The organism is Arthrobacter sp. Soc17.1.1.1 (genome assembly GCF_036867195.1).
In the GTDB taxonomy this organism is placed as follows: domain Bacteria; phylum Actinomycetota; class Actinomycetes; order Actinomycetales; family Micrococcaceae; genus Arthrobacter_D.
In genome coordinates, this window is record NZ_JBAJII010000001.1 from 289833 (window position 1) to 315353 (window position 25521).

23 protein-coding genes and 2 riboswitches are annotated in these 25521 nt (G+C 70.6%); of the genes, 14 read left to right on the forward strand and 9 right to left on the reverse strand.

Annotation, left to right across the window (positions count from 1 at the left end; genetic code table 11):
- Window positions 1–41 precede the first annotated feature (41 nt).
- Window positions 42–812 carry a SurA N-terminal domain-containing protein gene (locus tag V6S67_RS01440; RefSeq protein WP_334208547.1) on the reverse strand — a complete coding sequence of 257 codons (771 nt, stop codon included), beginning with the start codon at window positions 810–812 and terminating at the stop codon, window positions 42–44.
- 112 nt (window positions 813–924) lie between these two features.
- A complete protein-coding gene (locus V6S67_RS01445; RefSeq protein WP_334208548.1) occupies window positions 925–1431 on the reverse strand; it encodes a DUF427 domain-containing protein in 507 nt (168 codons plus the stop codon).
- 81 nt (window positions 1432–1512) lie between these two features.
- On the opposite strand from V6S67_RS01445, the gene V6S67_RS01450 reads away from it, so the two are divergent.
- From V6S67_RS01450 to V6S67_RS01495, 10 genes are all read left to right on the forward strand, one after another.
- Complete coding sequence (locus V6S67_RS01450) at window positions 1513–2319, forward strand: carbon-nitrogen hydrolase family protein (protein WP_334208549.1); 807 nt, start codon at window positions 1513–1515, stop codon at window positions 2317–2319.
- 16 nt (window positions 2320–2335) lie between these two features.
- Entirely contained in the window at window positions 2336–3406 is a 1071-nt protein-coding gene (locus V6S67_RS01455; RefSeq protein WP_334208550.1) for a LacI family DNA-binding transcriptional regulator, read from the forward strand.
- Window positions 3407–3558: 152 nt separating this feature from the next.
- Window positions 3559–5310 carry a ribulokinase gene (gene araB, locus V6S67_RS01460; protein ID WP_334208551.1) on the forward strand — a complete coding sequence of 584 codons (1752 nt, stop codon included), beginning with the start codon at window positions 3559–3561 and terminating at the stop codon, window positions 5308–5310.
- Window positions 5307–6020, forward strand: coding sequence for an L-ribulose-5-phosphate 4-epimerase (locus V6S67_RS01465; protein ID WP_334208552.1), 714 nt, complete (start codon window positions 5307–5309; stop codon window positions 6018–6020). Before araB ends, V6S67_RS01465 begins: the two co-directional genes overlap by 4 nt.
- Entirely contained in the window at window positions 6017–7531 is a 1515-nt protein-coding gene (gene araA, locus V6S67_RS01470; protein WP_334208553.1) for an L-arabinose isomerase, read from the forward strand. Before V6S67_RS01465 ends, araA begins: the two co-directional genes overlap by 4 nt.
- 57 nt (window positions 7532–7588) lie before the next feature.
- Window positions 7589–8704, forward strand: coding sequence for a multiple monosaccharide ABC transporter substrate-binding protein (gene chvE, locus V6S67_RS01475; RefSeq protein ID WP_334208554.1), 1116 nt, complete (start codon window positions 7589–7591; stop codon window positions 8702–8704).
- Between the two features lie 116 nt (window positions 8705–8820).
- Window positions 8821–10350: a multiple monosaccharide ABC transporter ATP-binding protein gene (gene mmsA, locus V6S67_RS01480; RefSeq protein WP_334208555.1), complete on the forward strand. Its 1530-nt coding sequence runs from the start codon at window positions 8821–8823 to the stop codon at window positions 10348–10350.
- Between the two features lie 4 nt (window positions 10351–10354).
- Window positions 10355–11590, forward strand: a complete 1236-nt coding sequence (mmsB, locus tag V6S67_RS01485; RefSeq protein ID WP_334208556.1) for a multiple monosaccharide ABC transporter permease — start codon at window positions 10355–10357, stop codon at window positions 11588–11590.
- A 216-nt stretch (window positions 11591–11806) separates the two neighbouring features.
- Window positions 11807–12361 carry an RNA polymerase sigma factor gene (locus tag V6S67_RS01490; RefSeq protein ID WP_334208557.1) on the forward strand — a complete coding sequence of 185 codons (555 nt, stop codon included), beginning with the start codon at window positions 11807–11809 and terminating at the stop codon, window positions 12359–12361.
- A complete protein-coding gene (locus V6S67_RS01495) occupies window positions 12358–13716 on the forward strand; it encodes a hypothetical protein (RefSeq protein WP_334208558.1) in 1359 nt (452 codons plus the stop codon). Before V6S67_RS01490 ends, V6S67_RS01495 begins: the two co-directional genes overlap by 4 nt.
- A gap of 29 nt (window positions 13717–13745) precedes the next feature.
- Here V6S67_RS01495 and V6S67_RS01500 read toward each other — a convergent pair whose 3' ends face one another.
- From V6S67_RS01500 to sfnG, 3 genes are read right to left on the reverse strand one after another with little or no spacing between them, the layout of a single operon-like run.
- The gene (locus V6S67_RS01500) at window positions 13746–14246 is read right to left on the reverse strand and encodes a CoA-binding protein (RefSeq protein ID WP_334208559.1); all 501 of its coding nucleotides are present in this window, start codon (window positions 14244–14246) and stop codon (window positions 13746–13748) included.
- Window positions 14243–15622 (reverse strand): O-acetylhomoserine aminocarboxypropyltransferase/cysteine synthase family protein, encoded by a 1380-nt coding sequence (locus V6S67_RS01505; RefSeq protein ID WP_334208560.1) that lies wholly within the window; start codon window positions 15620–15622, stop codon window positions 14243–14245. Before V6S67_RS01505 ends, V6S67_RS01500 begins: the two co-directional genes overlap by 4 nt.
- Complete coding sequence (gene sfnG, locus V6S67_RS01510; RefSeq protein WP_442884677.1) at window positions 15622–16788, reverse strand: dimethylsulfone monooxygenase SfnG; 1167 nt, start codon at window positions 16786–16788, stop codon at window positions 15622–15624. The genes V6S67_RS01505 and sfnG overlap by 1 nt, the downstream gene beginning before the upstream one ends.
- Window positions 16789–16793: 5 nt before the next feature.
- Window positions 16794–16897, reverse strand: a riboswitch (SAM riboswitch).
- 230 nt (window positions 16898–17127) lie between these two features.
- Between sfnG and V6S67_RS01515 the strand changes: the two genes are divergently transcribed.
- The 3 genes from V6S67_RS01515 to V6S67_RS01525 all read left to right on the forward strand — a co-directional run bounded on the left by V6S67_RS01515 (window position 17128) and on the right by V6S67_RS01525 (window position 19947).
- The gene (locus tag V6S67_RS01515) at window positions 17128–18372 is read left to right on the forward strand and encodes a glycoside hydrolase family 6 protein (protein ID WP_334208562.1); all 1245 of its coding nucleotides are present in this window, start codon (window positions 17128–17130) and stop codon (window positions 18370–18372) included.
- Window positions 18373–18435: 63 nt separating this feature from the next.
- Window positions 18436–18663 carry a hypothetical protein gene (locus V6S67_RS01520; protein WP_334208563.1) on the forward strand — a complete coding sequence of 76 codons (228 nt, stop codon included), beginning with the start codon at window positions 18436–18438 and terminating at the stop codon, window positions 18661–18663.
- Window positions 18664–18756: 93 nt separating this feature from the next.
- Window positions 18757–18967: riboswitch (cyclic di-AMP (ydaO/yuaA leader) on the forward strand.
- 5 nt (window positions 18968–18972) lie between these two features.
- Window positions 18973–19947 (forward strand): LysM peptidoglycan-binding domain-containing protein, encoded by a 975-nt coding sequence (locus tag V6S67_RS01525; RefSeq protein WP_334208564.1) that lies wholly within the window; start codon window positions 18973–18975, stop codon window positions 19945–19947.
- A gap of 101 nt (window positions 19948–20048) precedes the next feature.
- Here the strand turns inward: V6S67_RS01525 and acs are convergent, their stop codons facing one another.
- The 4 genes from acs to V6S67_RS01545 all read right to left on the reverse strand — a co-directional run bounded on the left by acs (window position 20049) and on the right by V6S67_RS01545 (window position 24822).
- Entirely contained in the window at window positions 20049–21950 is a 1902-nt protein-coding gene (gene acs / locus V6S67_RS01530) for an acetate--CoA ligase (protein WP_334208565.1), read from the reverse strand.
- Window positions 21951–21991: 41 nt separating this feature from the next.
- On the reverse strand, window positions 21992–22870 hold the full coding sequence (locus tag V6S67_RS01535; protein ID WP_334208566.1) for an ABC transporter permease: 879 nt from the start codon (window positions 22868–22870) through the stop codon (window positions 21992–21994).
- Entirely contained in the window at window positions 22867–23910 is a 1044-nt protein-coding gene (locus V6S67_RS01540; RefSeq protein ID WP_334208567.1) for an aliphatic sulfonate ABC transporter substrate-binding protein, read from the reverse strand. The genes V6S67_RS01535 and V6S67_RS01540 overlap by 4 nt, the downstream gene beginning before the upstream one ends.
- Before the next feature lie 99 nt (window positions 23911–24009).
- The gene (locus V6S67_RS01545; RefSeq protein WP_334208568.1) at window positions 24010–24822 is read right to left on the reverse strand and encodes an ABC transporter ATP-binding protein; all 813 of its coding nucleotides are present in this window, start codon (window positions 24820–24822) and stop codon (window positions 24010–24012) included.
- A gap of 275 nt (window positions 24823–25097) precedes the next feature.
- Between V6S67_RS01545 and V6S67_RS01550 the strand changes: the two genes are divergently transcribed.
- A complete protein-coding gene (locus V6S67_RS01550; protein ID WP_334208569.1) occupies window positions 25098–25514 on the forward strand; it encodes a CoA-binding protein in 417 nt (138 codons plus the stop codon).
- The last annotated feature ends 7 nt before the right edge of the window (window positions 25515–25521 follow it).

Genomic DNA, 25521 nt, shown 5'->3' on the forward strand with positions numbered 1-25521 from the left:
TGGGCGGCTCCCGCGGGAGCCGCCCTTCGGGTGTCCGGGTGCTAGAGGTTGACCGTGATCTCGGCACCCTCGCGGAGCGTGCCGATGAGCGCCTGCGCGGCCTCCGAGGTCTTCCCGCCCCGGAGCTGCTCCTCGACCTGCGACCGCACCTCCTCGAGCGGGGGGATCGCCGTGGTGTCGCCGCCGGCCTCCTGCTGGGCCACCGCGGCGTCGTAGGCGTCCTGGATCTCCTGGTCCGTGGGCGTGGTGTCGCCGGCCTCCTCGGCGAGGAGCGCGTCGAGCTTCACCTGGTCGGAGAGCTGGCGGTCGAACTCGGCGTCGTCGAGCCCCTGCTCGGCCGCTGCCGCACGGAGCTCCTCCTCCGAACCGAGCCCGCTGGACTGCAGGAGCTCGTCGAGCGCGGCGGCCCGGGCCTCCGTCGTCGCCTCGATCCCGCGGGTCGCCGCCTCCTGCCGGAGCAGTTCGGTGCTGACGAGGTTGTCCGCGACGGTGGTCTTCAGCTGGTCCTGGTCGACCTCCTGGCCGCCGGCCTGTGCCTGGGCCGCCGCCTGGCTGAACTGGCCCTCGTAGGTGGTGGTGAAGAGCTCGCGGCTGATCTCCGTGCCGTTGACCACGGCGACGACGTCCGGGATGCCTTCGAGGTCGGGTTCGGGGGGTGCCGCCTGCTCGGGCGCGGCCGAGGGCGCCGCGGTCGACGCCGCCGTGTCCTCGGGTGCGTTCGCCGGGCCGCTGCAGCCGCCCAGGAGGGTCGCCGAGGCCACGAGGGCCGCGGTGAGCAGCCGTCCGCGCCGCAGTGATCGTGAGATGGTCATGGGAGGTGTCCTGACGTTGCGTACGGGTTCGGCCGACAACCCTAGCAACGCAGCATGTCCGCCACCTCGGCGGATCCTGAGTGCGCGCTGGGCGTCAGCGGTCGCCGGCCGGTCACCAGCCCCAGGTGCCTGCGCCACCCTTGAACGGTCCCACGATCGCCGCCGTGATCCAGCCCCCGTAGAAATCACCCTCCTGCGCCTGTACCGTCTCCCCGGCCACGGTGCAGCTGTCCATCCGCGACGGGTACAGGGCCGCACGCGAGGCCAGCTCCCCGTACCCCTCCACGGGCGAGGGGTACGTCCAGGCCCCGCGCGGGCTCCGCGCGTCACCGGCGACGACGTCGAAGTAGCTCGCGGCGCCTTTGAACTCGCAGTGCGTGGTGCCCTCGACGGGGACCAGGACGCCCGGCGCGAAGTCCGCGATCGGCAGGTAATAGACCGGCGGGTGGCTCGTCTCGAGCACCCGGACCGCACGGTCGGTGGTGACGATCAGCCGGCCGCCGAAGCGCACCTCGATCGTCGCCGCCGTCTGCTCCACCCGCGGCGGCCTCGGGTAGTCCCACACGGACTCCTGGCCGGGACCGGGCGGGGTCCGCCTGCTCTGCATCGGGTTCCTCATGGGGAGAAGGCTACTCCGGCGTGCCGCCCCGGGAGTCTGTAGGCTGGTCGAAAGGCACGGCATACACGTGAGGGCGGCAACATGTTGGTCAGCGTCGGGCAGTTCCGGCCGGGTGGGGATGTCCCGGCGAATCTGGCGGTCATGCGGGAGCTCGCCGCGGAGGCCTCCTCGGAGGGATCGGCACTGATCGTCTTCCCCGAGGAGTCGATGCTCTCCATCGGCCAGGTCGAGGGTCCGCTCCGGCAGGCGGTCGAGGCCACCTGGACGTCCTTCGTGCAGCAGCTGTCCTTCATCGCCGCCGAGCACTCCCTCGGCATCATCGCCGGCGGTTACGAACCCAGCGGCGAGGAACGGCCCTTCAACACGCTCGTGCTGATCGACGCGACCGGCCGGATCGTCGACACCTACCGCAAGCTGCACCTCTACGACGCCTTCAGCTACCAGGAATCCACGCGCATCAAGCCGGGCGACGGCGGCATCACGATCGCCGAGATCGGCGACGTCCGCGTGGGCCTCATGACGTGCTACGACCTCCGCTTCCCCGAACAGGCGCGTGCGCTCGCCGACGCCGGGGCCGACCTCCTCTGCGTGCCGGCGTCCTGGTTCAAGGGGGAGCACAAGATCGAGCACTGGGAGACGCTGCTGAAGGCCCGCGCCATCGAGAACACCCTCTGGGTGGCGGCCGCGGGCACCTCCAGCAGCCACACGATCGGCCACTCCGCCATCCTCGACCCCATGGGCATCCCGCAGGTCCACCTCGACGACGAGGAACGCGGCGTCGTCACCACCGAGGTGTCGCGCCGCAGGGTCGACGACGTCCGCGAGTTCCTGCCGGTCCTCAGGAACCGTCGCTTCGGCCGGAACGACACCATTGTCGACGCCCACTGACGCACAGGACCCCTCGGTGACCGGGCCCGCCGCGGAACGGCGCAGCCGACCGACGGAGCCGGGCCGTGCCGCCAACATCCGCGACGTGGCGCGCCGGGCCGGCGTCTCGCACCAGACGGTCTCGCGGGTGATCAACGGGCACCCGAGCCTCCGCGTGGAGACCCGCGACCGCGTGCTGGCGGCCATGGACGAGCTCAGCTTCCGCCCCAACCGTGCCGCGCGGGCCCTCGTGACGAGCCGGTCCACCACCGTGGGCGTGCTCGTGAGCAAGGGCTTCGAGTACGGCCCGGCCGCGAGCCTGCAGGCCATCGACAGCGCGGCACGCGTGGCGGGGTACGCCGTCGACGTCGCGCACCTCGACGACGCGGAGGGCGGCTCGATCCGCGCGGCGCTGGACCGCCTCCTGGCGCACAACGTGGACGGCCTGATCATCCTGGCCCCGCAGACGCAGACGCTCGCCGAGATCGAGCGACTCTCCATCACGCTGCCCTTCGTGACTGTCCACTCCGCCCGGGCGTACGACGACCACCGGCTCTCCGTGGACCAGTCGGGCGGCGCCGCCCTCGCGACGCGCCACCTGCTCGAGCTCGGGCACCGGCGGATCGCGCACATCGCGGGCCCCGACGGCTGGTTCGAGACCGAGGCACGCGTGCGGGGGTACCGCGGCGAGATGGAGGCCTGGGGGAGCCGGCCGGAAGCGCTGCTCTCCGGGGACTGGACGGCGGAGTCCGGCTACCGCGCGGGGCTCGCCCTGGTGGGCGACCCGGGCGTCACCGCCGTCTTCTCGTCGAACGACCAGATGGCGCTCGGGCTCCTCCACGCGTTCCGCGAGCACGGCCGCCACGCGCCCCGGGACATCAGCGTGGTGGGGTTCGACGACGTCCCGGAGGCCGCGCACTACTGGCCGCCCCTGACGACCGTCCGGCAGAACTTCCCGGAGCTGGGCAGGCGCTGCGTGGCACGGCTGCTGGGCCTCATCGGCGAGGACACGGCAGGGTCGGGCGTCCAGGGACCGCCCGCGGGCGCGGCGCACGACGTCGCCCCGGAGCTGGTGATCCGTGCCTCCACCGCGCCTCGTGAGCCCTGACCGCGGGGGTCGTCCCGCCAGATCGTTGACACGCACCACCACTTCGCGCCTACACTGGTGTCCGCGAATGTGAACGGTCACATGACTGGGAGCATCGACGATCCACCAGAGCACTGCTTCGCGGTCTCGAGAAGAACGAAGAGGTCCTTCCCTTGAGTGACTCCATCCCGGGCGCAGTCGCCGGACCGGCCGACCGGCCCACCTATGTCATCGGTGTCGACTACGGCACCCTCTCCGGGCGTGCCGTCGTCGTGCGCGTCTCCGACGGCGCCGAACTCGGCGCCTCGACGCTCGAGTACCCGCACGCCGTCATGGATTCCACGCTCGCCGCCACGGGCGAGCAGCTCCCGCCCGAGTGGGCCCTGCAGGTGCCCTCCGACTACGTGGACGTGCTCCGCACCGCCGTTCCGGCCGCCGTGCGGGAGGCGGGCATCGACCCGCAGGACGTCGTCGGCATCGCCACCGACTTCACGGCCTGCACCATGGTGCCCACCCTCGCGGACGGCACCCCGCTCAACGAGGTGCCGGGCTACGAGGGCCGCCCGCACGCCTACGTGAAGCTGTGGAAGCACCACGCCGCGCAGGGCCAGGCCAACCGGATCAACGCCCTCGCCGCCGAGCGCGGCGAGGCCTGGCTGCCCCGCTACGGCGGGCTGATCTCGAGCGAGTGGGAGTTCGCGAAGGGCCTCCAGCTGCTCGAGGAGGACCGCGAGCTGTACGACGTCATGGACCACTGGGTCGAGGCCGCCGACTGGATCGTCTGGCAGCTGACGGGACAGTACGTGCGGAACGCCTGCACCGCCGGGTACAAGGGCATCTACCAGGACGGCGCCTACCCGTCGGACGAGTTCCTCGCCGCGCTCAACCCCGATTTCGCCGGATTCGCCCGCGAGAAGGTGGAGCACACCATCGGCGCCCTCGCGTCGAGGGCGGGCTCCCTGTCCGAGGAGGCCGCCGGCTGGACCGGGCTCCCGGCCGGCATCGCCGTCGCCGTCGGGAACGTCGACGCGCACGTCACCTCGCCCGCCGCGCAGGCCACCGACCCCGGCCAGATGGTCGCCATCATGGGTACCTCCACGTGCCACGTCATGAACTCCGACCGCCTCGCAGAGGTGCCCGGCATGTGCGGCGTGGTGGACGGCGGGATCGTGGCGGGCTCCTACGGCTACGAGGCCGGCCAGTCCGGCGTCGGCGACATCTTCGCGTGGTTCGTCGCGAACCAGGTGCCCGGCGAGATCCGCGACGAAGCGACGGCGCAGGGGCTCAGCGTGCACGAGTACCTGACCGAGCAGGCCCGGACCGAACCGGTCGGGGCACACGGCCTCGTGGCCCTCGACTGGCACTCCGGCAACCGCTCCGTCCTCGTGGACCACGAGCTCTCCGGCACCATCGTGGGCCTCACCCTCGCCACGAAGCCGCACGAGGTCTACCGTGCGCTGCTGGAGGCGACGGCGTTCGGCACCCGCACGATCGTGGAGACCTTCAACGCCTCGGACGTCCCCGTGACCGAGTTCGTGGCCGCGGGCGGCCTCATCCGCAACCCGTTCCTGATGCAGGTCTACGCCGACGTGCTGAACATGCCCATCTCCGTGATCGGCAGTTCTCAGGGCCCGGCCCTCGGGTCCGCGATCCACGCCGCCGTCGCGGCCGGCGCCTACCCGGACATCCACGCCGCCGCCGCCGCGATGGGCCGGCTGGACCGCGCCGCGTACGTCCCCGACCCGGGACGCGCCGAGGCGTACGACGCCCTCTACCGCGAGTACACCGAGCTCCACGACTACTTCGGCCGCGGCGCCAACGACGTCATGCACCGGCTCAAGGCGCTCCGCCGCGCAGCCCGGACCGCTCCTGCCCAAACCGCTCCTGCCCGGACCGCTCCTGCACAGCAGGCGGTGACCGCATGAGCCGGTTCACCCCCGAGGTCGAGGCCGCCATCGCTGCGGTCCGCGAGGACGTCGCCGCCCTGCACGCCGAACTCGTGCGCTACGGACTCGTGGTCTGGACGGGCGGCAACGTCTCCGGCCGCGTGCCCGGCGCCGACCTGTTCGTCATCAAGCCCTCCGGCGTCAGTTACGACGAGCTGACGCCGGAGAACCAGATCCTCTGCGACCTCGACGGCAACGTCGTCGAGGGCACGCCCGGATCCGAGCGTTCGCCCTCGAGCGACACCGCGGCGCACGCCTACGTGTACCGCCACATGCCCGACGTCGGCGGCGTGGTGCACACGCACTCCACCTACGCCGTAGCCTGGGCCGCCCGCGGCGAGCCGATCCCCTGCGTCATCACCGCCATGGCGGACGAGTTCGGCGGGGAGATCCCGGTCGGTCCGTTCGCGATCATCGGCGACGACTCGATCGGCCGGGGCATCGTGGACACCCTCACCGGGCACCGCTCCCGCGGGGTCCTCATGAAGAGCCACGGCCCGTTCACCATCGGCAGGGACGCGAAGGACGCCGTCAAGGCAGCGGTCATGCTCGAGGACGTCGCCCGCACCGTCCACATCTCCCGCCAGCTCGGTGCGCCCGCCGGCATCCAGGGCGAGCACATCGACGCCCTTTTCGACCGGTACCAGAACGTGTACGGTCAGTCATCGACCCCAGGAGCCCCTGCATGAGCCCCCTCAGCACCACCCTCGACGCGTACGAAGTCTGGTTCCTCACCGGCAGCCAGGACCTCTACGGCGAGGAGACCCTGCAGCAGGTCGCGGAGCAGTCCCAGGAGATCGTGCGGATGCTCGGCGACGCCGGCCTGCCCGTGAAGGTCGTCTGGAAGCCGACGCTCAAGGACTCCGCCTCGATCCGGCGCATGGCGCTCGAGGCCAACGCGGCGGACGACGCGATCGGCGTGATCGCCTGGATGCACACGTTCAGCCCGGCGAAGATGTGGATCGCGGGCCTCGACGCCCTGCGCAAGCCGCTGCTGCACCTGCACACGCAGATCAACGTCGCACTGCCGTGGGGCGAGATCGACTTCGACTTCATGAACCTCAACCAGGCCGCCCACGGCGACCGCGAGTTCGGGTACATCCAGTCGCGCCTCGGCGTGCCGCGGAAGACCGTCGTCGGGCACGTCTCCAGCCCCGACGTCTGCGCGAAGGTCGCCACGTGGCAGCGCGCCGCCGCCGGCTGGGCCGCCGTGCACGAGCTCAAGGTCGCGCGCTTCGGCGACAACATGCGCAACGTCGCCGTGACCGAGGGCGACAAGACCGAGGCCGAGCTGCGTTTCGGTGTCTCGATCAACACGTGGGGCGTCAACGACCTCGTCGCCGCCGTCGAGGCGCAGTCGGAGGACGACGTCGATGCCCTCGTGGCCGAGTACGAGGAGACGTACGACGTCGTCCCCGAGCTCCGCCGCGGCGGGGACCGGCACGAGTCGCTGCGCTACGGCGCCCGGCAGGAGCTCGGCCTGCTGTCCTTCCTGGAGGAGGGCGGCTTCGGCGCCTTCACCACGAACTTCGAGGACCTCGGTGCACTCCGGCAGCTGCCCGGCCTCGCCGTGCAGCGGCTCATGGCCCGTGGCTACGGGTTCGGTGCCGAGGGCGACTGGAAGACCGCCGTCCTGGTGCGGGCCGCGAAGGTGATGGGCGCAGGGCTGCCCGGCGGGGCCTCCCTCATGGAGGACTACACGTACCACCTGGTGCCGGGGGAGGAGAAGATCCTCGGCGCGCACATGCTCGAGATCTGCCCCACCCTGACCACGTCGAAGCCCACGCTCGAGGTGCACCCGCTGGGGATCGGCGGCAAGGAGGACCCCGTGCGCCTCGTGTTCGACACGGATGCCGGCGCCGGCGTCGTCGTGGCGATGTCCGACATGCGGGACCGCTTCCGCCTCACCGCCAACGCCGTCGAGATCGTCCCGCCGGACGCCCCGCTGCCGAACCTGCCGGTCGCGCGCGCCGTGTGGAAGCCGGAGCCGAGCCTCGAGACGTCCGCGGCGGCCTGGCTCAGTGCCGGCGCCGCACACCACACCGTCCTCACCACCGCGGTGGGCCTCGAGGTCTTCGAGGACTTCGCGGACATCGCCGAGGTCGAACTGCTGCGGATCGACGCCGACACGAAGCTGCGGGACTTCCAGCGCGAACTGCGCTGGAACGCGGCCTACTACCGGCTGGCCCAGAAACTCTAGAGCCCACTCCCGACCGCCGGCACCGTTGCCGGAAACTCCACACAAGAAAGTCCCACCATGAATCGGAAATACCTGGCCGGCATCGCGGCCGCCAGCATCCTGACCCTCAGCCTCACCGCATGCGGTGGCAGCAGGGGCGGCGGCGACGCCGCTGCCGAGGGCGGGTCCAACGAGGGCGCCAAGATCGGCGTGGCCATGCCGACGCAGCAGTCCGAGCGCTGGATCGCCGACGGCGAGAACGTCAAGAGCCAGCTGGAGGACCTCGGCTACGAGGTGGACCTCCAGTTCGCGAACGACGACATCCCCACGCAGGTCAGCCAGATCGAGAACATGATCAACGGCGGCGTGAAGGCCCTCGTCATCGCGTCGATCGACGGCACCACGCTCACGAGCGTCCTCGACCAGGCCGAGTCGCAGGACATCCCGGTCATCGCCTACGACCGCCTCATCAACGAGTCTGACACCGTCGACTACTACACCACCTTCGACAACGAGGAGGTCGGCGTCCAGCAGGCCACCTCGCTGCTGACCGGCCTCGGCATCCTCGACGCCGAGGGCAAGGAGACCGGCGCGGCCGGTCCGTTCGACGTCGAGCTCTTCGCCGGCAGCCCCGACGACAACAACGCGACGTTCTTCTGGAACGGCGCCATGAAGACCCTGCAGCCCTACCTCGACAGCGGTGTGCTCCGCGTCCCCAGCGGGCAGACCGACTTCGAGCAGGCCGCCATCCTCCGCTGGCTGCCCGACACGGCCCAGGACCGCATGGAGGACCTGCTCACCGTCGGCGGCGGCGAGCGCCTCGAAGGCGTGCTCTCCCCGTACGACGGCCTGTCCATCGGGATCATCTCGGCGCTGACCTCCGGCGGCTACGCCACCGACGACCTGCCCGTCGTCACGGGCCAGGACGCCGAGGTGGGTTCGGTGAAGTCGATCATCGCCGGCGAGCAGTACTCGACGATCTTCAAGGACGTCCGCGAGCTCGGCAAGCAGGCCGTCACCATGGTCGACGCCCTCATGAAGGGCGAGGAGCCCGAGGTGAACGACACCGAGACGTACGACAACGGCGTCAAGGTGGTCCCGTCCTACCTCCTCGAGTCGCAGATCGTCACGGTCGACAACTACGAGGCCGCGCTCGTCGAGACCGAGTACTACACCGAGGACGAGCTCAAGTAGCCGTCCCGCAGCACCCCTGATGCCTGTGGCTCCGGACCGTTCCTGGTCCGGAGCCACAGGCGCTGTACCTCGCCCGGCCCTGCCGGGACTTCCACTCAAGTAAGCGAGGCTCCACCATGGCGGAGAACATCCTTCGGATGCGCCGCATCACCAAGACCTTCCCTGGCGTGAAGGCACTGCAGGACGTCAATCTCGACGTCGTGCGTGGCGAGGTCCACGCGATCTGCGGAGAGAACGGGGCCGGGAAATCGACCCTCATGAAGGTGCTGTCCGGGGTCTACCCGCACGGCACGTACGACGGCGACATCGAATTCGAGGGCGGCGTCGTCGAGTTCAAGGACATCCGCGACAGCGAGCGCGACGGGATCGTCATCATCCACCAGGAACTGGCCCTCTCGCCGTTCCTGTCCGTCGCCGAGAACATCTTCCTCGGGAACGAGCGCGAGAAGCGCGGCTTCATCAACTGGAACGAGACCAATGTCGAGGCGGCCAAGCTGCTCCGCCGCGTGGGCCTGGACCTCAACCCGGTGGTCCGCGCCGGTGACATCGGCGTCGGCAAGCAGCAGCTCGTGGAGATCGCCAAGGCGCTGTCGAAGAACGTCAAGCTGCTGATCCTCGACGAACCGACGGCCGCCCTGAACGACGAGGACTCCGCGCACCTCCTCGGGCTCGTCAAGGGCCTGCGGTCCGAGGGCATCACCTGCATCATCATCAGCCACAAGCTCAACGAGATCCGGGCCATCGCGGACTCGGTGACCATCCTCCGCGACGGGCGCACGATCGAGACGCTGAGCCTCCACGACGGCTCGGTGACGGAGGAGCGCATCATCAGGGGCATGGTGGGACGCGACATGGAGAGCCGTTACCCCGAGCGCACGCCGGTCATCGGCGAGGAGGTCCTCCGCGTCGAGGACTGGACGGTGCACCACCCGCAGGAGAGCGCGCGCGTGGTCGTCGACGCCGCGAACCTCTCGGTCCGCGCCGGTGAGGTGGTCGGTATCGCCGGCCTCATGGGCGCCGGGCGGACGGAGCTCGCCATGAGCATCTTCGGGCGCAGCTACGGCTCGCACATCACGGGCACCCTCTACAAGAACGGGACCCCGATCACCACGCGCACCGTGGGCGAGGCGATCCGGCACGGCATCGCGTACGCCACGGAGGACCGCAAGCGGTACGGGCTGAACCTGATCGACGACATCAAGCGGAACATCTCCGGTGCGGCGCTCGGCAAGCTCGCGAAGCGTGGCTGGGTGGACGGCGGCCGGGAGGCCGTCGTCGCGGGCGACTACCGGATGTCCATGAACATCAAGGCGCCCTCCGTCACGGCGATCACGGGGAAGCTCTCCGGCGGCAACCAGCAGAAGGTGGTGCTCTCCAAGTGGATGTTCTCGGACCCCGACGTCCTGATCCTCGACGAGCCCACCCGCGGGATCGACGTCGGCGCCAAGTACGAGATCTACACGATCATCAACCGCCTCGCCGCAGAGGGGAAGGCGGTGATCGTCATCTCCTCCGAGCTGCCCGAGTTGCTGGGAATCTGTGATCGCATCTACACCCTCGCCGAAGGCCGCATCACCGCGGAGGTGCCCATCGGGCAGGCGACACCGGAACTCCTCATGCAGTACATGACCAAGGAAAAGGACTGATTCCATGGCTACCACCGTCAAAGACCCCGCAGTGGCCGCACCTCCGCCTCCCGTGAAGCACGGGCTGGCCTTCCTCACGAGCCGGCTGCGGCAGATCGGCATCTTCGTAGCGCTCATCGTCATCGTCGCCCTGTTCCAGGTGCTGACCGGGGGCGCGCTGCTCATGCCGGACAACGTCTCGAACATCATCGTGCAGAACAGCTACATCCTGCTCCTGGCCATCGGCATGGTCATGATCATCGTGGCAGGGCATATCGACCTGTCCGTCGGCTCCGTGGCGGCCTTCGTCGGTGCGATGTCCGGCATCATGATCCAGGACTGGGGCTTCACCTGGTGGGTGGCGTTCATCGCCTCGCTCGTGATCGGCGGGCTCGTCGGCGCGTGGCAGGGCTTCTGGGTGGCCTACGTGGGCATCCCCGCCTTCATCGTGACACTCGCAGGCATGCTCGTGTTCCGCGGGCTCACGCAGATCGTGCTCGAGAACCAGCGCATCACGGGCTTCCCCGAGGAGTACCGCCAGCTCGGTGGCGGCTTCCTCTTCCCCGGGCTCTTCCCGCCGGAGACGAACCTCCTCGACTGGACCACGGTGGCCCTCGGCGTGCTCGCCGTCGTCCTCCTCGTCGCCAGCCAGCTCCGTGGGCGCGCCACCCGCGCCCGCCTCAAGCTCGAGGACGAGCCCGCCGCCTGGTTCTTCACCAAGCTCGCCTTCATCGCCGTCATCATCCTGGGCCTCACCTACCTCCTGGCCGGTTCGCGCAGCGGTACGCCGATCGTGCTCGTGGTCCTCGGCGTCCTGATCGTCGCCTACAGCCTGGTCATGAGCAACAGTGTGTTCGGCCGCCACATCTATGCCCGCGGTGGCAACCTGCAGGCTGCACAGCTCTCGGGCGTCAACACCAAGCGCATCGATTTCATGCTGTTCGTCAACATGGGCGTGCTCGCAGCCCTGGCGGGGCTCATCTTCACCGGTCGCCTCAACTCGGCCGGTCCGGGTGCCGGCAACCTGTTCGAGCTCGATGCCATCGCAGCCGCCTTCATCGGTGGCGCGGCCGTGACGGGCGGGGTGGGTACCGTGATCGGTGCCATCACCGGTGGCCTGATCATGGGTGTGCTCAACAACGGCATGTCGCTGCTCGGCGTGGGCATCGACGTGCAGCAGTTCATCAAGGGCATGGTGCTCCTGCTCGCGGTCGGCTTCGACGTGTTCAACAAGCGCCGCGCCTCGAACGCCCTCAAGTAGGGCCTGGGGAGGACGCCGGAAGAAAGTCCGGCGGCAGCGTAACTTCTGCGTCCCTCCGGTCGATTACCCAGATGTAAGCGCCGCACCGAGGCTTATCCCCCAACGGGCCTCGGTGCGGCCTTTTCGTGTCGCAGCACAGGTGCGTGCCGCGGCAGGACGGCGGAGGCCAACAGTTACGATGGTCACGCCGCCCCGCTCGAGCAAGGAAAAGACACCGTGGTCCCACCGCTGCCTGATGATGCGCTCGACCGCGCACGGGCCGGCGAACCCGCGGCACTCTCCCTGATCTACCAGGAGCTGAGTCCGAGGGTGCTGGGCTATTTCGCGGGCCGGGGGACGGAGGACCCGGAGGCCCTCACCCAGGAGGTCTTCCTCACGGTCTTCTCGAAACTCGGGTCCGTCTCCGGCGGGCTGCAGGGTCTGCGCACCTTCACCTTCTCGGTGGCGCACGCCCGGCACGTGGACGAGGTGCGGAGGAAGGTGCGGGCGCCGGTCCTCGTGGGCTACGAGGCCGACGGTGACACGCGCACCGTCGAGTCGGCGGAGATGGTGGCGCTGGGCAACCTCGATGCCGGAGGTGCCACGGGAATGCTGGCACAGCTCAATGCCGAGCAGCGCGACGTGCTCCTGCTGCGCATCGTGGCCGAGCTGCCGATCGAGCAGGTCGCGGAGATCCTCGGCAGGTCGGCAGGATCGGTCAAGCAGCTGCAGCGGCGGGGACTGCTCAAGCTGAAGGAACTCGTACACCCCAACGAATCGGACGCACAATGACTGGACGCGAAACGCCGTCGCCGGACTCCGTGCCACGCCTCCTCGAGGAGGCGGGCATCGCCGAGGACCCGGCGCTCGTCCACGCCGTCCGGAGCATCGCGGCGCTGGGCGGGCGGCCCGCACCGGACGCCTCCGCCGAGCTCGCGCAGCTCATGGCCGACGGCGGCAGGGCGTTGCAGAGCCGCCGGAACAAGCGCCGCATCACGTTCATCGGCGGTGCCCTCGCGGTGTCCATGGGCGCGGGCATGTCCGGGGTCGCGGCGGGGACGCTCCATCTCCGTGAGGGGTTCGACGACGCCGTCGTCTCGATCACCCGCTTCACCGTCCGCAACGACGTCGACCGGGCCGAACCCGCCCCGGGACCGCTCGCCGATGCGGGGCAGGGGCACGGCACCGCCGTCGTCCCGGCGGTGCCCGCTCCCGTTCATACCCCGGCACCGTCCGTCTCCGCCCCGGCGTCCGCCCCTGCGGGCGCCGGAGGTCCGCTCGTGCCGGCGCCCGCTCCCGCGTCGCCCGGTGCGGACGACGCCGCCGCCGCCCCGATGGCACCGCCCGCCACCCCGACGGCGCCGCCCGCCGTACCGGAGGCCCGGCCACCGGCCGGCACGGTACTCCCTGCCAACCCCGCGACCCCGACCCCTGCGCGGGGCGGTCCGCAGCAGCGCGTCGTCCCGATGACGCCGCCCGCGACGGGAACGGTGCCCGGCACGACCGGCCGACCCGACCAGGCGAGGGCCGGTCAGGGCCGGCCGGACCAGGCCACGCCCGGGCAGCGCACGGCCCCGCCCCCGCCGGTCCGGGAGAAGCCGGGTCAGGCCGCTCCGGGCCAGGTGACGCCGGGTCAGGGGCCGGACAGGGGCCTGCCGAAGGAGGGCACGGGAACGGATCCGGTGACGATGAGCGGTGACACGCCGGCTCCTGTCAGCCACCGCAGGTCGTGGCTCCGCGCACCGGCCGGTCCTGTCGACGCCGCGCTCTTCCTCGACGCGCCGATCGCCCCGGACCCCGATTGGCTCGCGCTGTTCCCTGCGGATGCGCTCGTCGATCCGGAGGGCCCGGTACCAGGACTCCCCGACGAGCCGGCCCCGGAGGACGCCCTGCCGGGCGAGCCTGCCCCGGAGGAGCTGCCGGCCGAACCGGTCCCGGAGGAGCTGCCGGCCGAACCGGCCCCGGAGGACGCCCTGCCGGACGAGTCTGCCCCGGAGGAGCCGCCGGGCGGACCGACCCCGGAGGACGCCCTGCCTGTGGACCTCGTCGGGCCCGTGGAACCTGCAGCGTCGGACAGCTCCGGTCCCGACGTCGCCGTGCCTGAGGCCGGATCCCGGTCGGCGGGTGTGTCCCACCGTTCCCGCTGACCGGGATCGGGCCCGGGGCAGGCGGCGCCCTACGAGGTGATCTGCCGCTTCGAGGAGATCACGCCGGTGTTGAACCCGGCGAGGTTGAGCCCGCCGTGGAAGCGTGCGTGCTCGATCTTGATGCACCGGTCCATCACCACGTCCAGGCCCGCGGCTTCTGCGTCCCGTGCGACCTCCTCGTGCCACGAGCCGAGCTGCAGCCACAGCGTCTTCGCGCCGACCGCGAGCGTCTCCGCCAGCACGGAGGGCAGATCGTCGTGCCGGCGGAACACGTCCACGACGTCGGGCACCTCGGGCAGGTCCTCCAGGGACGCGTAGGCCGGCTGCCCCAGGATCTCCTTCGCCACGGGGTTCACGAAGTACAGCCGGTAGGGCGAGGAGGACTGCAGGTAGGTGGCCACGAAGTAGGAGGCCCGCGAGGGCTTGTCCGATGCTCCGACGATCGCCACCGACCGCGCGTTCCTCAGCAGGGCCAGGCGTTCCGGAGCCGAGGGCCCCTCCCAGGTGCGCGGTGCTGCGGTGCCGCTCATGCTCCCACTCCCACTGCCCGCGTCGCGGACTCGTCGTCGTCGTCCTGTCCGGCCGCCTCCTGCGGGAGGTCCTCGAACGACGCGTCCGAGGCGTTGGCCGCCACGTCGAGCGCCTGGTCGAGGTCCCACAGGATGTCGTCGAGGTCCTCGAGGCCCACCGAGATGCGCACCAGGTCCTCGGGGACGCCGGCTGCGGCGAGCTGCTCGGCCGAGAGCTGCTGGTGGGTCGTCGAGCCGGGGTGGATCACGAGCGTGCGCGCATCGCCCACGTTCGCGAGGTGCGAGGCGATCTGCAGCGATTCGATGAACTTCTGGCCGGCCTTGCGGCCGCCCTTGACGCCGAAGCTGAACACCGACCCGGGGCCCTGGGGGAGATAGGTCTTCGCACGCTCGTGGTGCACGTGCGTGGGGAGTCCCGCGTAGTTCACGTAGTCCACGCGGGGATCGGCCTGCAGCCACTCCGCTACGGCCTGCGCGTTCTCGAGGTGCTCGTCGAGGCGCTGGGCCAGGGTCTCCACCCCCTGCAGGAGCTGGAAGGCCGACGACGGGGAGAGCGACGGGCCGATGTCGCGCAGCTGCTCGGTGCGCAGCTTGGTCAGGAACCCGTACTCGCCGAAGTTCGCCCACCACTGGATGTTGCCGTAGGAGGGCACGGGCTCGGTCATGGTGGGGAACTTCCCGTTGCCCCAGTCGAACCGGCCGCTCTCCACGACCACGCCGCCGAGGGTGGTGCCGTGGCCGCCGATGAACTTGGTGGCGGAGTGGATCACGATGTCCGCGCCGTGCTCGATGGGCCGCACGAGGTAGGGCGTGCTGAGCGTCGAGTCGACGATGAAGGGGATCCCGGCGTCGTGGGCCACCTTCGCCAGGCCCGCGAGGTCCGCGATCTCGCCGGAGGGGTTCGCGATGACCTCGGCGTAGACGGCCTTCGTGTTCTCGCGGATGGCGGCCGCGTAGTCGGCCGGATCGGTGCCGGGGACGAAGGTGGTCTCGATGCCGAAGCGGCGCAGCGTGACGTCGAGCTGCGTGACCGTCCCCCCGTACAGCTGCGACGCGGCGACGATGTGGTCGCCCGCCTGGCACAGCGCCGCGAAGGTGATGAACTCGGCGCTCATGCCCGACGCCGTCGCCACCGCGCCGATACCGCCCTCGAGGGAAGCGATGCGCTCCTCGAACGCCGCGACGGTGGGATTGCCGATACGCGAGTAGATGTTCCCGTACTTCTGCAGCGCGAAGAGGTTGGCGGCGTCGTTGGTGTCCTTGAACACGAACGACGTCGTCTGGTAGATCGGCACGGCGCGCGCCCCGTGCGTGGCGTCGGGGGTGCCGCCGGCGTGCAGGGCACGCGTGCGGAAACCGAAGGAACGTTCTGCCATCAGATACCTGCCTTGGTGGGTTCGTGGGTTGCGAGGGTGGCATCCGGATCGAAATCGACGCCGGCGGCGCGCGCGGCGTCCGCCTCGAGCTGCCGCACGATCGGCAGGATGTCGGTGCCGAAGGCGGCGACCTCCTCCTGGAAGTGCAGGTAGCAGGTGAGGAGGAGATTCACGCCGATCTTCTTGTACTCGACGATGCGCTCGGCGATCTGCTCGGGCGTACCGATGAGCCGGGTCCTGAAACCGTCGTTGTACTGGACGAGGTCCTCGAACGAGGAGTCGGCCCACATGCCCCTGCCGTCCTTCGTGGAAGCCCCGGCCTCCTGGACGGCATCGCGGAATCCCTCGACGGCGGGGCGGTGCGCCTTCGCGACGATCTCGCGCAGGGTCTCCCGTGCCTCCTTCTCGGAGTCGCGGGCGATGACGAACCCGTTGAGCCCGTACCGCGGGTGCCGGCCCGCCCGGGCAGCGGAGGCCCGCACGCCGGCGATGTTCTCCCTGAATCCCTCGAGGTCCTTGCCGTTCGAGAAGTACCAGTCCGCCACCCGGCCCGCGGTGGCCTGCGCCGCCGTCGAATTGCCTCCGAAGAAGATCTCGGGGTGCGGACGGCCGGGCACGTCGACGGGAGCAGGGCTGAGTGTGAAGTCGGTGATGTCGTAGTACTTCCCCGACTGGCTGTACCCCTCCTCGGTCCACAGGCCGCGCAGCACGCGGATGAACTCCTCCGTGCGGACGTACCGTTCGTCGTGCTCGAGCCAGTCGAGGCCGAAGTTCACGAACTCGTCCTTGAGCCAGCCGGAGACGATGTTGACGGCGGCACGGCCGTTGGAGATGTGGTCCGCGGTGATGATGAACTTCGCGAGCACGCCCGGGTGCCACATGCCGGGATGCACCGCGGCGATGACCTTCAGCTTCTCGGTCGCGGCGAGGAGCGCGAGGGAGAACGATGTCGCCTCGTGCTGCTTGTCCGCGCCGTAGGACGCGGCGTAGCGGGTCTGCGACAGGGCGTACTCGAAACCGGCGTCCTCAGCGATCCGGGCGAGCTTCCGGTTGTACTCGAAGTCCCACCCGGTACGCTGCTCGATGGTCGAGACCACCAGGCCGCCGCTCACGTTCGGCACCCAGTAGGCGAATTTGAGGGGGGTGGAAAGGTCGGCGACGCTCATCATGTCCTCCATCGGTCTGGCAGTAGCACCCTACTGTCGCCGCGGATCGCGGAGGCCAGGGTTGCTGCGGCGTCAGTGAGCCAGATCTCTCAGCCGCTCGGGATGGTCAGAACGAGTGTGACACTGCGCACCCGGGGGAACCAAACAATGTGTCTTCGGAAGTGCACGCCACCCGCTCACGGATGGGTGCCGGAACCCTTGACAAAGTTGACCTATGCAACAAAGACTGGCCGTGGGAGCGCTTCCATGGGGATCGGCGGCGTCTCTTGTTCGGGTTCTCGCAACCACCCATCATCGACATGAGGAGCAACGATGCTCAGCATCTCCAGAACGTGCGCCATGACCCTTGCACTCGCAGGGGTCCTCGCATCCACCGCCCTCGCCGCGCTGCCGGCGTCGGCCGGTCCGGGCGGAGGACCAGGAGCGGAGTCCTCCGCCACCGAGTTCTACGTCCCGAAGACCGACCACGAGGCACAGCGCCAGATCGCCGGGCTGCGGGCCTCGGGTGACCGCCGGACGGCGGACAGCCTCAGCGCGATGGTCTCCACGCCGCAGGCCGTATGGGTCACGGACAGCGACCCCGCCACGGTGACGCGGGAGGTCCGCGCCACCACGCACCGCGCCGCCGGCAAGCAGCAGATGCCCGTGCTCGCCGCCTACAACCTGCCGTTCCGCGACTGCGCGCAGTACTCGGCCGGCGGGGCGACCGACGTCGCCGGCTACAAGGCCTGGATCGACGCCCTCGCGGCAGGCATCGAGGACCGCGCCGCGATGGTGGTGCTCGAGCCGGACGGGCTCGGGATCATCCCCTGGAACCGCGGGCTCGACGGCAACCTCGAGTGGTGCCAGCCGGCGGAGGCCGACGCCGCGACCGCGGCCGCGGAACGCTTCGAGATGCTCGGCTACGCCGTGGACCGGCTGAAGGCGCTGCCGAACACGAAGGTCTACCTCGACGGCACGCACAGCGCCTGGCTGGGCACGGGGGAGATCGCCAGCCGCCTCGTGAAGGCCGGCGTGCAGGAGGCGGACGGGTTCTTCCTCAACGTCTCCAACTACGAGCTCACCGAGCGGCAGCTGAAGTACGGCTCCTGGGTATCCCAGTGCATCTACTACGCCACCGAGATCGATCCGGGCGCCTACGGCTCCTGCGCGAGCCAGTTCTACCCGGCCTCACCCTCGGACTTCTCGACGTGGGGCCTGACGGACGCGTGGTACGCCCAGAACGTGGCGGGTGCCCGCAACGCGCCGACGTCGGAGGAGCTGGCGCACTTCGTGATCGACACCAGCCGCAACGGCCGCGGGCCGTGGGTGCCGACGGCCACCTACCCGGATCCGCAGGTCTGGTGCAATCCTCCGGCTCGCGGACTGGGGCATACGCCCACCGCGAACACGGGCAACGACCTCGCCGACGCCTTCCTGTGGATTAAGGTGCCCGGCGAGTCGGACGGCGAGTGCAGCCGCGGCCTGACGACCAACGGCGGAGTCGATCCCGAGTGGAATCGTGTGGACCCCGCGGCCGGCGGCTGGTTCCCTGAGCAGGCGCTCGACCTGATCAGGAACGCCGGCGCCCCCGCCCGGCGCTGATGCACGAGGGGTGTGCGCGGTCACAGGACGCCGCGCACACCCCTGCCGCCTAGGCTGAAGGACATGGAGAGCTGGAAGAACGCGCAGCGTGCGCACGAGCGGAGGTTCTGGGGCACACTGCTCTGCGTCGGCGTGGCGCTGATCGCCGCTCTGTCCAGCAGCCTCCTCGCGGCGGCCACCAGCGCGGACTCCGGAGTGGGCCCCCGGTTCTATCTCCAGCAGTCCGTCCTGCTCGTCCTCACCGTTGCAGGCACCGTGCTCGCCCTCCGCCGGTGGCGATCGGCCTCGTAGGAGGGGCAGGATAACCGCCGTTACGCGAATGTGACAAACCCTTCGAGCAGTGGCTATGTTCTTCTGGTGCCTCCGCCTATGAGGGGTGCTCCTGGACGGAAATGCCGAGCCCTGCCGTCGTCCGGGATACGTTCGCAATCACCACGGCGGGGACGGGGGAACCACAGTTCCAGTGGACGCGCAGTTCTGACTGCCGACGTCCTTGGGGTTAAGTCGCACTGCGCACGCCGATGAGGTGATGCGCGCGACCGGGTGACTCCCATCCGAACCCGACAGCTCACCCCGCAGGCATGGGAGAGGTATACATCCATGTCACGAAACATCTCTTCGGCGCGCCACCGTGCCGATATCGACGGCAATCTCGCGCTGCAGGGCCTGTCCCGTGCCGCCAAGGCCCACGCCACCATGATCGGCCGTCCCGTTGCCATCGCCGCCGTCACGTCGGGCCTCGCGCTCAGCGCCGTCGGCACCGCCAACGCCGGCACCTACTCGGACCAGGGCACGACAGCTCCCGCCGCCGTGGCAGCCCCGGCCGCTCCCGCAGCAGTAGCAGCTCCGGCCGCTCCCGCTGCAGTAGCAGCTCCCGCCGCTCCCGCAGCAGCTGCGACCGGTGCGACCCACACGGTCGTCGCAGGGGACACCCTCGGCGCCATCTCCGCCAGCTACGGTGCCGACCTGACCGCGGTCCTCGCGGCCAACGGGCTCTCCCTGGCATCGATCATCTTCCCGGGTGATTCCATCGCGATCCCCGCGGCTGGATCGGTCCCGGCGCAGACGGTCTCCGTCCCTGTCGCCGTCGCTCCTGCCGCTCCCGTGCAGCAGGCAGCGGCCGTCGCCCCCGCGCCCGTCGTGCAGCAGGCGGCAGTCGTGGCTCCGGCCCCGGCCCCGGCTCCGGCTCCGGCCCCGGCCGTCTCGACGGCCCCGGGCTCGGGTGTCTACCTGGCCTCGGCTCCCGTCGCCCCGGCAGCCAGCGGCGTCGGTGCGACCCTCCTGGCCTCGGCGCAGGCGCAGCTTGCAGCCGGCGCCGTCCAGGACTGCACCGTGCTCGTGGAGAACGCGCTGCGCGCCGCAGGTATCGCCGCAGGCGACCTCGGCCCGGCGCAGTTCTTCCAGTTCGGCACGGTCGTGGCGACCCCCGCCCCCGGGGACATCGTCATCACCGGTGGCCACGTGGCCATCTACGCCGGTGGCGGACAGGTCATCAGCAGCGGCATGAACGGTTCGAACCTGACCATGCAGCACCCCCTCTCGGACCTCCCGGGAGCAGCCTTCGTCCGGGTGTAACACCCGGACGGACCACACACGGGAAGCGGCAGGTGCTTGGACGGGGCGCCTGCCGCTTCCTTCCGTTAACGACGGGGACAGCGGGTGCCGGGCGGACCCCGTCAGGTCCGCGCGGCCAGCACGTCCTGGATCCCGGGGATGCACCCCTCGTTCTGCAGGGACGTCGTGTCCCCGAGCGGCGCGCCCTCGTAGAGCTGCGTGAGCAGGCGCCGCATGATCTTCCCGGAGCGCGTCTTCGGGACATCGGGCACGACGACGACGGCCGAGGGCCGCGCGATCGGACCGATGGCCTCGGCCACGTGGGCGCGCAGCACCGCGGCGACGTCGACCTCCGGGTCCGCGCCCGCCGCGAGCACCACGAAGGCCGCGATGGCGTGGCCCGTCAGCGGGTCAGGGACGGGGCAGGCACCCGCCTCGGTGACGAGCGGGTGGGCCACCAGCGCCGACTCGATCTCGATGGTGGACAGGCGGTGCCCCGAGACGTTGATGACGTCGTCCACGCGGCCCAGGATCCAGGTGTCGCCGTCGTCGTCGTACCGGGCGCCGTCACCCGCGAGGAACCAGCCCTGCCGCGCGAACTGCCGCCAGTAGGCGTCCAGGTAGCGCTGCGGGTTCCCCCATACGGTCCGGGCCATGGCGGGCCCGTGCCGGTCGACCACGATCAGCCCCTGCTCGCCGGGCGGGACGGTCCGGCCGTCCTCGTCCACGATGCGCGTACTCACCCCGGGCAGGGCGCGTGCCGCGCAGCCGGGCTTGAACCCGGTGTCGGTGGGGCTGGGCGAGAGCACCGTGGCACCGGTCTCCGACTGCCACCAGGTGTCGACGACGGGCACCTCGTCGCGGCCGAGGTGCCGCCGGAACCAGCGCCATGCCTCGGGGTTGACGGCTTCGCCCACCGTGCCGAGCACGCGGATGCTCGAGAGGTCGTAGCCGCGCGGGACCCCGTCGGGGAACCAGCCCATGAGCGAGCGGACCAGGGTGGGCGCGGTGTAGTAGCTCGTGACGCCGTAGCGTTCGATGATCTCGAAGTGCCGGCCGGGGTGCGGCGTGTTCGGGGTGCCCTCGAAGATGACCTGCGTGGCGCCGTTCGAGAGCGGCCCGTACAGCTCGTAGGTGTGCGCGGTGACCCAGGCCAGGTCGGCGGTGCACCAGTGCACGTCATCGTCCCGGCGTGCTGCATCGGGGTTGCTGAAGAGGTGCTCGAAGCTCGACGACGCCTGCGTGAGGTAGCCGCCCGAGGTGTGCACGAGGCCCTTCGGCTTCCCGGTGGTCCCCGACGTGTACATGATGAACAGCGGCGCCTCGGCGTCGAACGCCTCCGGCGCGTGGTGCGGTGAGGCCGGGTCGACGACGTCGTGCCACCAGACGTCGCGGCCTCCGGTCCATGCGACGGCGGAGCCCGTCCGGCGGATCACGAGGACGTGCTCGATGCTGTCCACACCCTCGACGGCGGCATCCGCGTTGTCCTTGACCGGGACGGCGGCGCCCCGGCGGTACTGGCCGTCGGTGGTGACGAGGAGTCTGGCGCCGGTGTCCTCGACGCGGAAGCGGAGCGCCTCGGCCGAGAACCCGCCGAACACGAGCGAGTGCACGGCCCCGATCCGGGCGCAGGCGAGCGTGATGACCACCGTCTCGACGAGCACGGGCAGGTAGACGACCACGCGGTCGCCCGCCCCGATGCCGAGCCCGAGGAGTGCGTTCGCGGCGCGGGACACCTCGTCCTGCAGTTCGGCGTAGGTCACACTGCGGCGGTCACCCGGCTCGCCCTCGAAATGCAGGGCCACCCGGTCGCCGTTGCCGGCCCGGACGTGCCGGTCCACGCAGTTCACGGCGACGTTGAGCGTACCGCCGGCGAACCACTCGATGACGGGCACGCTGAGCGTCCCGTCCTCCTGCGGAGCGGCCTTCCTGAACGTGTGCAGGGTGTCCCACGGGGTGTCCCACTCGAGCCGCTGTGCCTGCGCCGCCCAGAACGCGAGGCGGTCGGCCTCGTCCTGCGGCATCGCCGACCCCTCCACCGCCGTCGTGCCCGGCGCCGTCGCACTCACGCCCACCGGCGCACCGCCCAGCGCTCGGCGACGCCGAGGAGCGCGTCCGTGGTCTTGCCGATCACGGCCAGCAGGATGATCGCCAGGATGATGCGGTCCACGCGGCCCGTCTGCTGGGAGTCCGTGAGGAGGAAGCCGAGGCCCATCGACGAGGCGATGAGTTCCGCGGCGACGAGGAACAGCCAGGACTGCGCGAGGGCCAGGCGGAGGCCGGAGAACAGGGCGGGCACCACGGCGGGCAGCTGCACGGTGGTCAGCAGACGGACGCCGTTCAGGCCGAAGGCCCGCGCCGCCTCGACGAGGTTGCGGTCCACGTGTCGCAGCCCGAGGTAGAGCGTGGTGAACACGGGGAAGAACGCGCCGATGCTGATCAGGGTGACCTTGGAGTCCTCGTTGATGCCGATCCAGAGGACCAGCAGGGGGACCCACGCCAGGGACGGCACGGCCCGGAGCGCGCCGACGGTCGGGGTGAGCAGGACGTCCGCGATGCGTGACAGGCCCAGCAGGGCGCCCGCCAGCACGCCGAGCACGGAGCCGATGAGGAACCCGAGGACCACGCGCTGCGTCGAGATCAGGATGTGCGTGGCCAGCTGACCACGCTCCACGAGGTCGACCGCGGCCGCGAGCACCGACGCCGGCGAGGGGAGCTGCGACGGCCGAAAGAACCCCGAGGCGGTGCTGAGGTGCCAGGCGAGCAGGATCAGCACAGGGACGACGAGCCCGAGCAGGATGATGACCACACGCCGACCGGCCGTGCCGGTCCTGCCCGGAGTCCTGCCGCCCCCGTCCGAACCGGTGAGCGGAGATCCGGTGGACGCGAGGCCCTCCTTGCTGAGGGGGACGGCACTGCGCCCCGTCAGGTGGTCAGCACTCATGAGGCGGATCCGATGGACGCCGGGTCGGCCTTCTCGACGAACGAGGCGTCGAACAGGGACCCCAGGGCGTCGTCGATCTGCTGCTGGCTCTGCACGTCACCGGTCTCCACGAAGACGGGGCCGATCTTCTCGAGGACGCTGCGCTGGGCCTCGCCCGGGGCCGGGTCGACATCGAGGTTGGTCCGGTCGATGATGACGGAGTTCGCGATGGCGGGATCGATCGCGGCGACCTCGGCGAGGATGGCGGCGGTCTCCTCGGGGTTCTCCTTCGCCCAGGCGCGCGCCTTCTCGTAGGCGTCGACCACGGTCTGCGCGACGTCCGGCTTCTCGGTCAGGAAGTCCTCGGTGGCGTTGAGGAAACCGTAGGTGTTGTAGTCGATGTCGCGGAAGAACAGCTGGGCGCCGTCCTGCTCCGCGGCGGCCATGATCGGGTCGAGACCCGACCACGCATCGACGGCGCCGCTCGCGAGGGCCGCGCGGCCGTCGGCGTGCTGGAGGTTCTCGATGGTGACCTCCGACTGGTCCACGCCGGCCGCCTCGAGGGCCTGCAGCAGGAAGAAGTAGGGGTCCGTGCCGCGGGTCGCTGCGACGGACTTGCCGCGTAGGTCCTCCACGCTGGTGATACCGGAGCCGGGCAGGGTCACGAGGGCCGCCCACTCGGGCTGCGAGTAGATGTCGATGGCCTTGATGGGGGAGCCGTTGGAGCGGGCGAGGAGCGCGGCGGAGCCCGCCGTCGAGCCGACGTCGATCGCCCCGGCCCGCAGGGCCTCGTTGGCCTTGTTCGACCCGGCGGACTGCACCCAGTTGACCGTGATGCCCTGATCGGCGAGCTCGTCCTCCAGCCAGCCCTGGTCCTTGATGATCAGGCTCAGCGGGTTGTAGGTGGCGAAATCGATGTCGAGGGCGCCGCCCTCCGTTGCGGCACCGCCGTCGGCCGCGGCCTGCGTGTCGGCGGCGTTCTCGCCGGCCATGCACCCGCTGAGGCTGAGCGAGAGGGCGGTGGCGAGGGCGAGATTCGGCAGGAGAGCGCGGCGGTTCATGGTGGTCCTTTGCTGGAGCGGCAGGGGAGAGACAGGGGAAAGAGGCAGGGTGGCGCCGGCCGTCGGACGACGGCCGCACCAGGGGGTGGGGGAGCCGGGCTAGTGCCCGGTCACGCCCAGCATGGAGAGCAGCGAGCTCCGGAGGGCCCCGAGGTCCGCGGAGTTGCGGTCGCGCGGGCGGCTCCCGGGGACGGGGACGAGCTCGGCGACGGTGGAGCCCGCCTCGTCGCCCTCGCCGCGCCCGAGAACCAGGATGCGGTCCGCGAGCTGGAGGGCCTCGTCGACGTCGTGGGTGACGAGCAGCACGGTGGTGGGCTGCGCGCGGTGGATGTCGAGCAGGAGGTCCTGCATCCTGATGCGCGTCAGGGCGTCGAGGGCACCGAAGGGTTCGTCGAGCAGCAGCACCCCCGGGTTGCGGGCCAGGGCGCGGGCCAGCGACGTGCGCTGCGCCATGCCGCCGGAGACCTCGCGGGGGCGGTGCTTGGCGAACGTGTCCAGGCCGACGAGCTTCAGCAGCTCGAGGACCTTGGCCTTGCCCGCGCTGGCGCTGGAGGACTTCGGCAGCCCGATCGCCACGTTCGCCTGCAGCGTGTGCCACGGGAGCAGCCGGGGTTCCTGGAAGGCGACGGCGCAGCGCTCGTCGATCCCCGTGACGGGGGTCCCGTCGATGAGGACCTCCCCGCGGTCGGGGACGTCGAGCCCCGCGGCGGCGCGCAGGAGCGTCGACTTCCCGCATCCGCTGGTGCCGAGGATGGCCAGGATCTCGCCCGGCTCCACCTCCACGGTGACGTCCCGCAGCACGGTGCGCCGGTCCGCGGGCGAGCCGAAGCTGCGGCCGAGGCCGGCGAAGCGGACGCCGAGGGCCTGCTTGGTGGTGGGCTGGGTGCTGCCGGGTGCCAGAACTGCGGTCATGGTGTCTCCATCGGTCCTGGCGGTAGCACCCTACGGACCGAGCCTTCACCACCGGTGTGCGGCGGTTCCCGTGGCTCGGACCTCGTTATCGTCCGGTGTCAGGGGACACCGGACGACCAGGGTTGCTGCGGCTTCACTGATCCAGGTCTCTCGGCCGCTCGGGATGGTCACTCCCATGAAACGCCCGCGGCGGATCAGGAGCAAAATGGGGCGTGTAACAAAGGCTGTAACAAAACGCGGCGACAGGCGCCGCGAGGGACCGGCAGGAGGCGCATGTGGCGCACGTGAACGATCCGCAGGTGATCAAGAGGCTGCTGACCGAGCCCGGACGGTGGGCGGTGGTGGGGTTGTCGAACAACCCGCGCCGGGCCGCCGTCGGCGTCTCGCGCTTCCTCATGGACCGTCTCGGCCTGCAGGTGGTGCCGGTGAGCCTCAAGGGCGACGACGTCCACGGGCAGACGGGCTACACCCGCCTCGCGGACGTCCCCGGGACCATCGACGTGGTCGACTGCTTCGTGAACTCGTCGCGCGTGGGCGCGGTGGTGGACCAGGCCATCGCCGTCGGTGCCCGGGCCGTCTGGCTCCAGCTGGGCGTCATCGACGAGGACGCCGCCCGCCGCGCCACGGAGGCGGGCCTCGACGTCGTCATGGACACGTGCCCGGTCATGGAGGCGCCGGCGCTCGGCCTGTAGGGGTCCG

Excerpts from the sequence above, each read along its gene's own strand:
- V6S67_RS01440 (WP_334208547.1), bottom strand. The coding sequence starts at position 812 with ATGACCATCTCACGATCACTGCGGCGCGGACGGCTGCTCACCGCGGCC.
- V6S67_RS01445 (WP_334208548.1), bottom strand. The coding sequence starts at position 1,431 with ATGAGGAACCCGATGCAGAGCAGGCGGACCCCGCCCGGTCCCGGCCAG.
- V6S67_RS01450 (WP_334208549.1), top strand. The coding sequence starts at position 1,513 with ATGTTGGTCAGCGTCGGGCAGTTCCGGCCGGGTGGGGATGTCCCGGCG.
- V6S67_RS01465 (WP_334208552.1), top strand. The coding sequence starts at position 5,307 with ATGAGCCGGTTCACCCCCGAGGTCGAGGCCGCCATCGCTGCGGTCCGC.
- araA (WP_334208553.1), top strand. The coding sequence starts at position 6,017 with ATGAGCCCCCTCAGCACCACCCTCGACGCGTACGAAGTCTGGTTCCTC.
- chvE (WP_334208554.1), top strand. The coding sequence starts at position 7,589 with ATGAATCGGAAATACCTGGCCGGCATCGCGGCCGCCAGCATCCTGACC.
- mmsA (WP_334208555.1), top strand. The coding sequence starts at position 8,821 with ATGGCGGAGAACATCCTTCGGATGCGCCGCATCACCAAGACCTTCCCT.
- mmsB (WP_334208556.1), top strand. The coding sequence starts at position 10,355 with ATGGCTACCACCGTCAAAGACCCCGCAGTGGCCGCACCTCCGCCTCCC.
- V6S67_RS01495 (WP_334208558.1), top strand. The coding sequence starts at position 12,358 with ATGACTGGACGCGAAACGCCGTCGCCGGACTCCGTGCCACGCCTCCTC.
- V6S67_RS01500 (WP_334208559.1), bottom strand. The coding sequence starts at position 14,246 with ATGAGCGGCACCGCAGCACCGCGCACCTGGGAGGGGCCCTCGGCTCCG.
- V6S67_RS01505 (WP_334208560.1), bottom strand. The coding sequence starts at position 15,622 with ATGGCAGAACGTTCCTTCGGTTTCCGCACGCGTGCCCTGCACGCCGGC.
- sfnG (WP_442884677.1), bottom strand. The coding sequence starts at position 16,788 with ATGAGCGTCGCCGACCTTTCCACCCCCCTCAAATTCGCCTACTGGGTG.
- V6S67_RS01515 (WP_334208562.1), top strand. The coding sequence starts at position 17,128 with ATGACCCTTGCACTCGCAGGGGTCCTCGCATCCACCGCCCTCGCCGCG.
- V6S67_RS01520 (WP_334208563.1), top strand. The coding sequence starts at position 18,436 with ATGGAGAGCTGGAAGAACGCGCAGCGTGCGCACGAGCGGAGGTTCTGG.
- V6S67_RS01525 (WP_334208564.1), top strand. The coding sequence starts at position 18,973 with ATGTCACGAAACATCTCTTCGGCGCGCCACCGTGCCGATATCGACGGC.
- acs (WP_334208565.1), bottom strand. The coding sequence starts at position 21,950 with ATGCCGCAGGACGAGGCCGACCGCCTCGCGTTCTGGGCGGCGCAGGCA.
- V6S67_RS01535 (WP_334208566.1), bottom strand. The coding sequence starts at position 22,870 with ATGAGTGCTGACCACCTGACGGGGCGCAGTGCCGTCCCCCTCAGCAAG.
- V6S67_RS01540 (WP_334208567.1), bottom strand. The coding sequence starts at position 23,910 with ATGAACCGCCGCGCTCTCCTGCCGAATCTCGCCCTCGCCACCGCCCTC.
- V6S67_RS01545 (WP_334208568.1), bottom strand. The coding sequence starts at position 24,822 with ATGACCGCAGTTCTGGCACCCGGCAGCACCCAGCCCACCACCAAGCAG.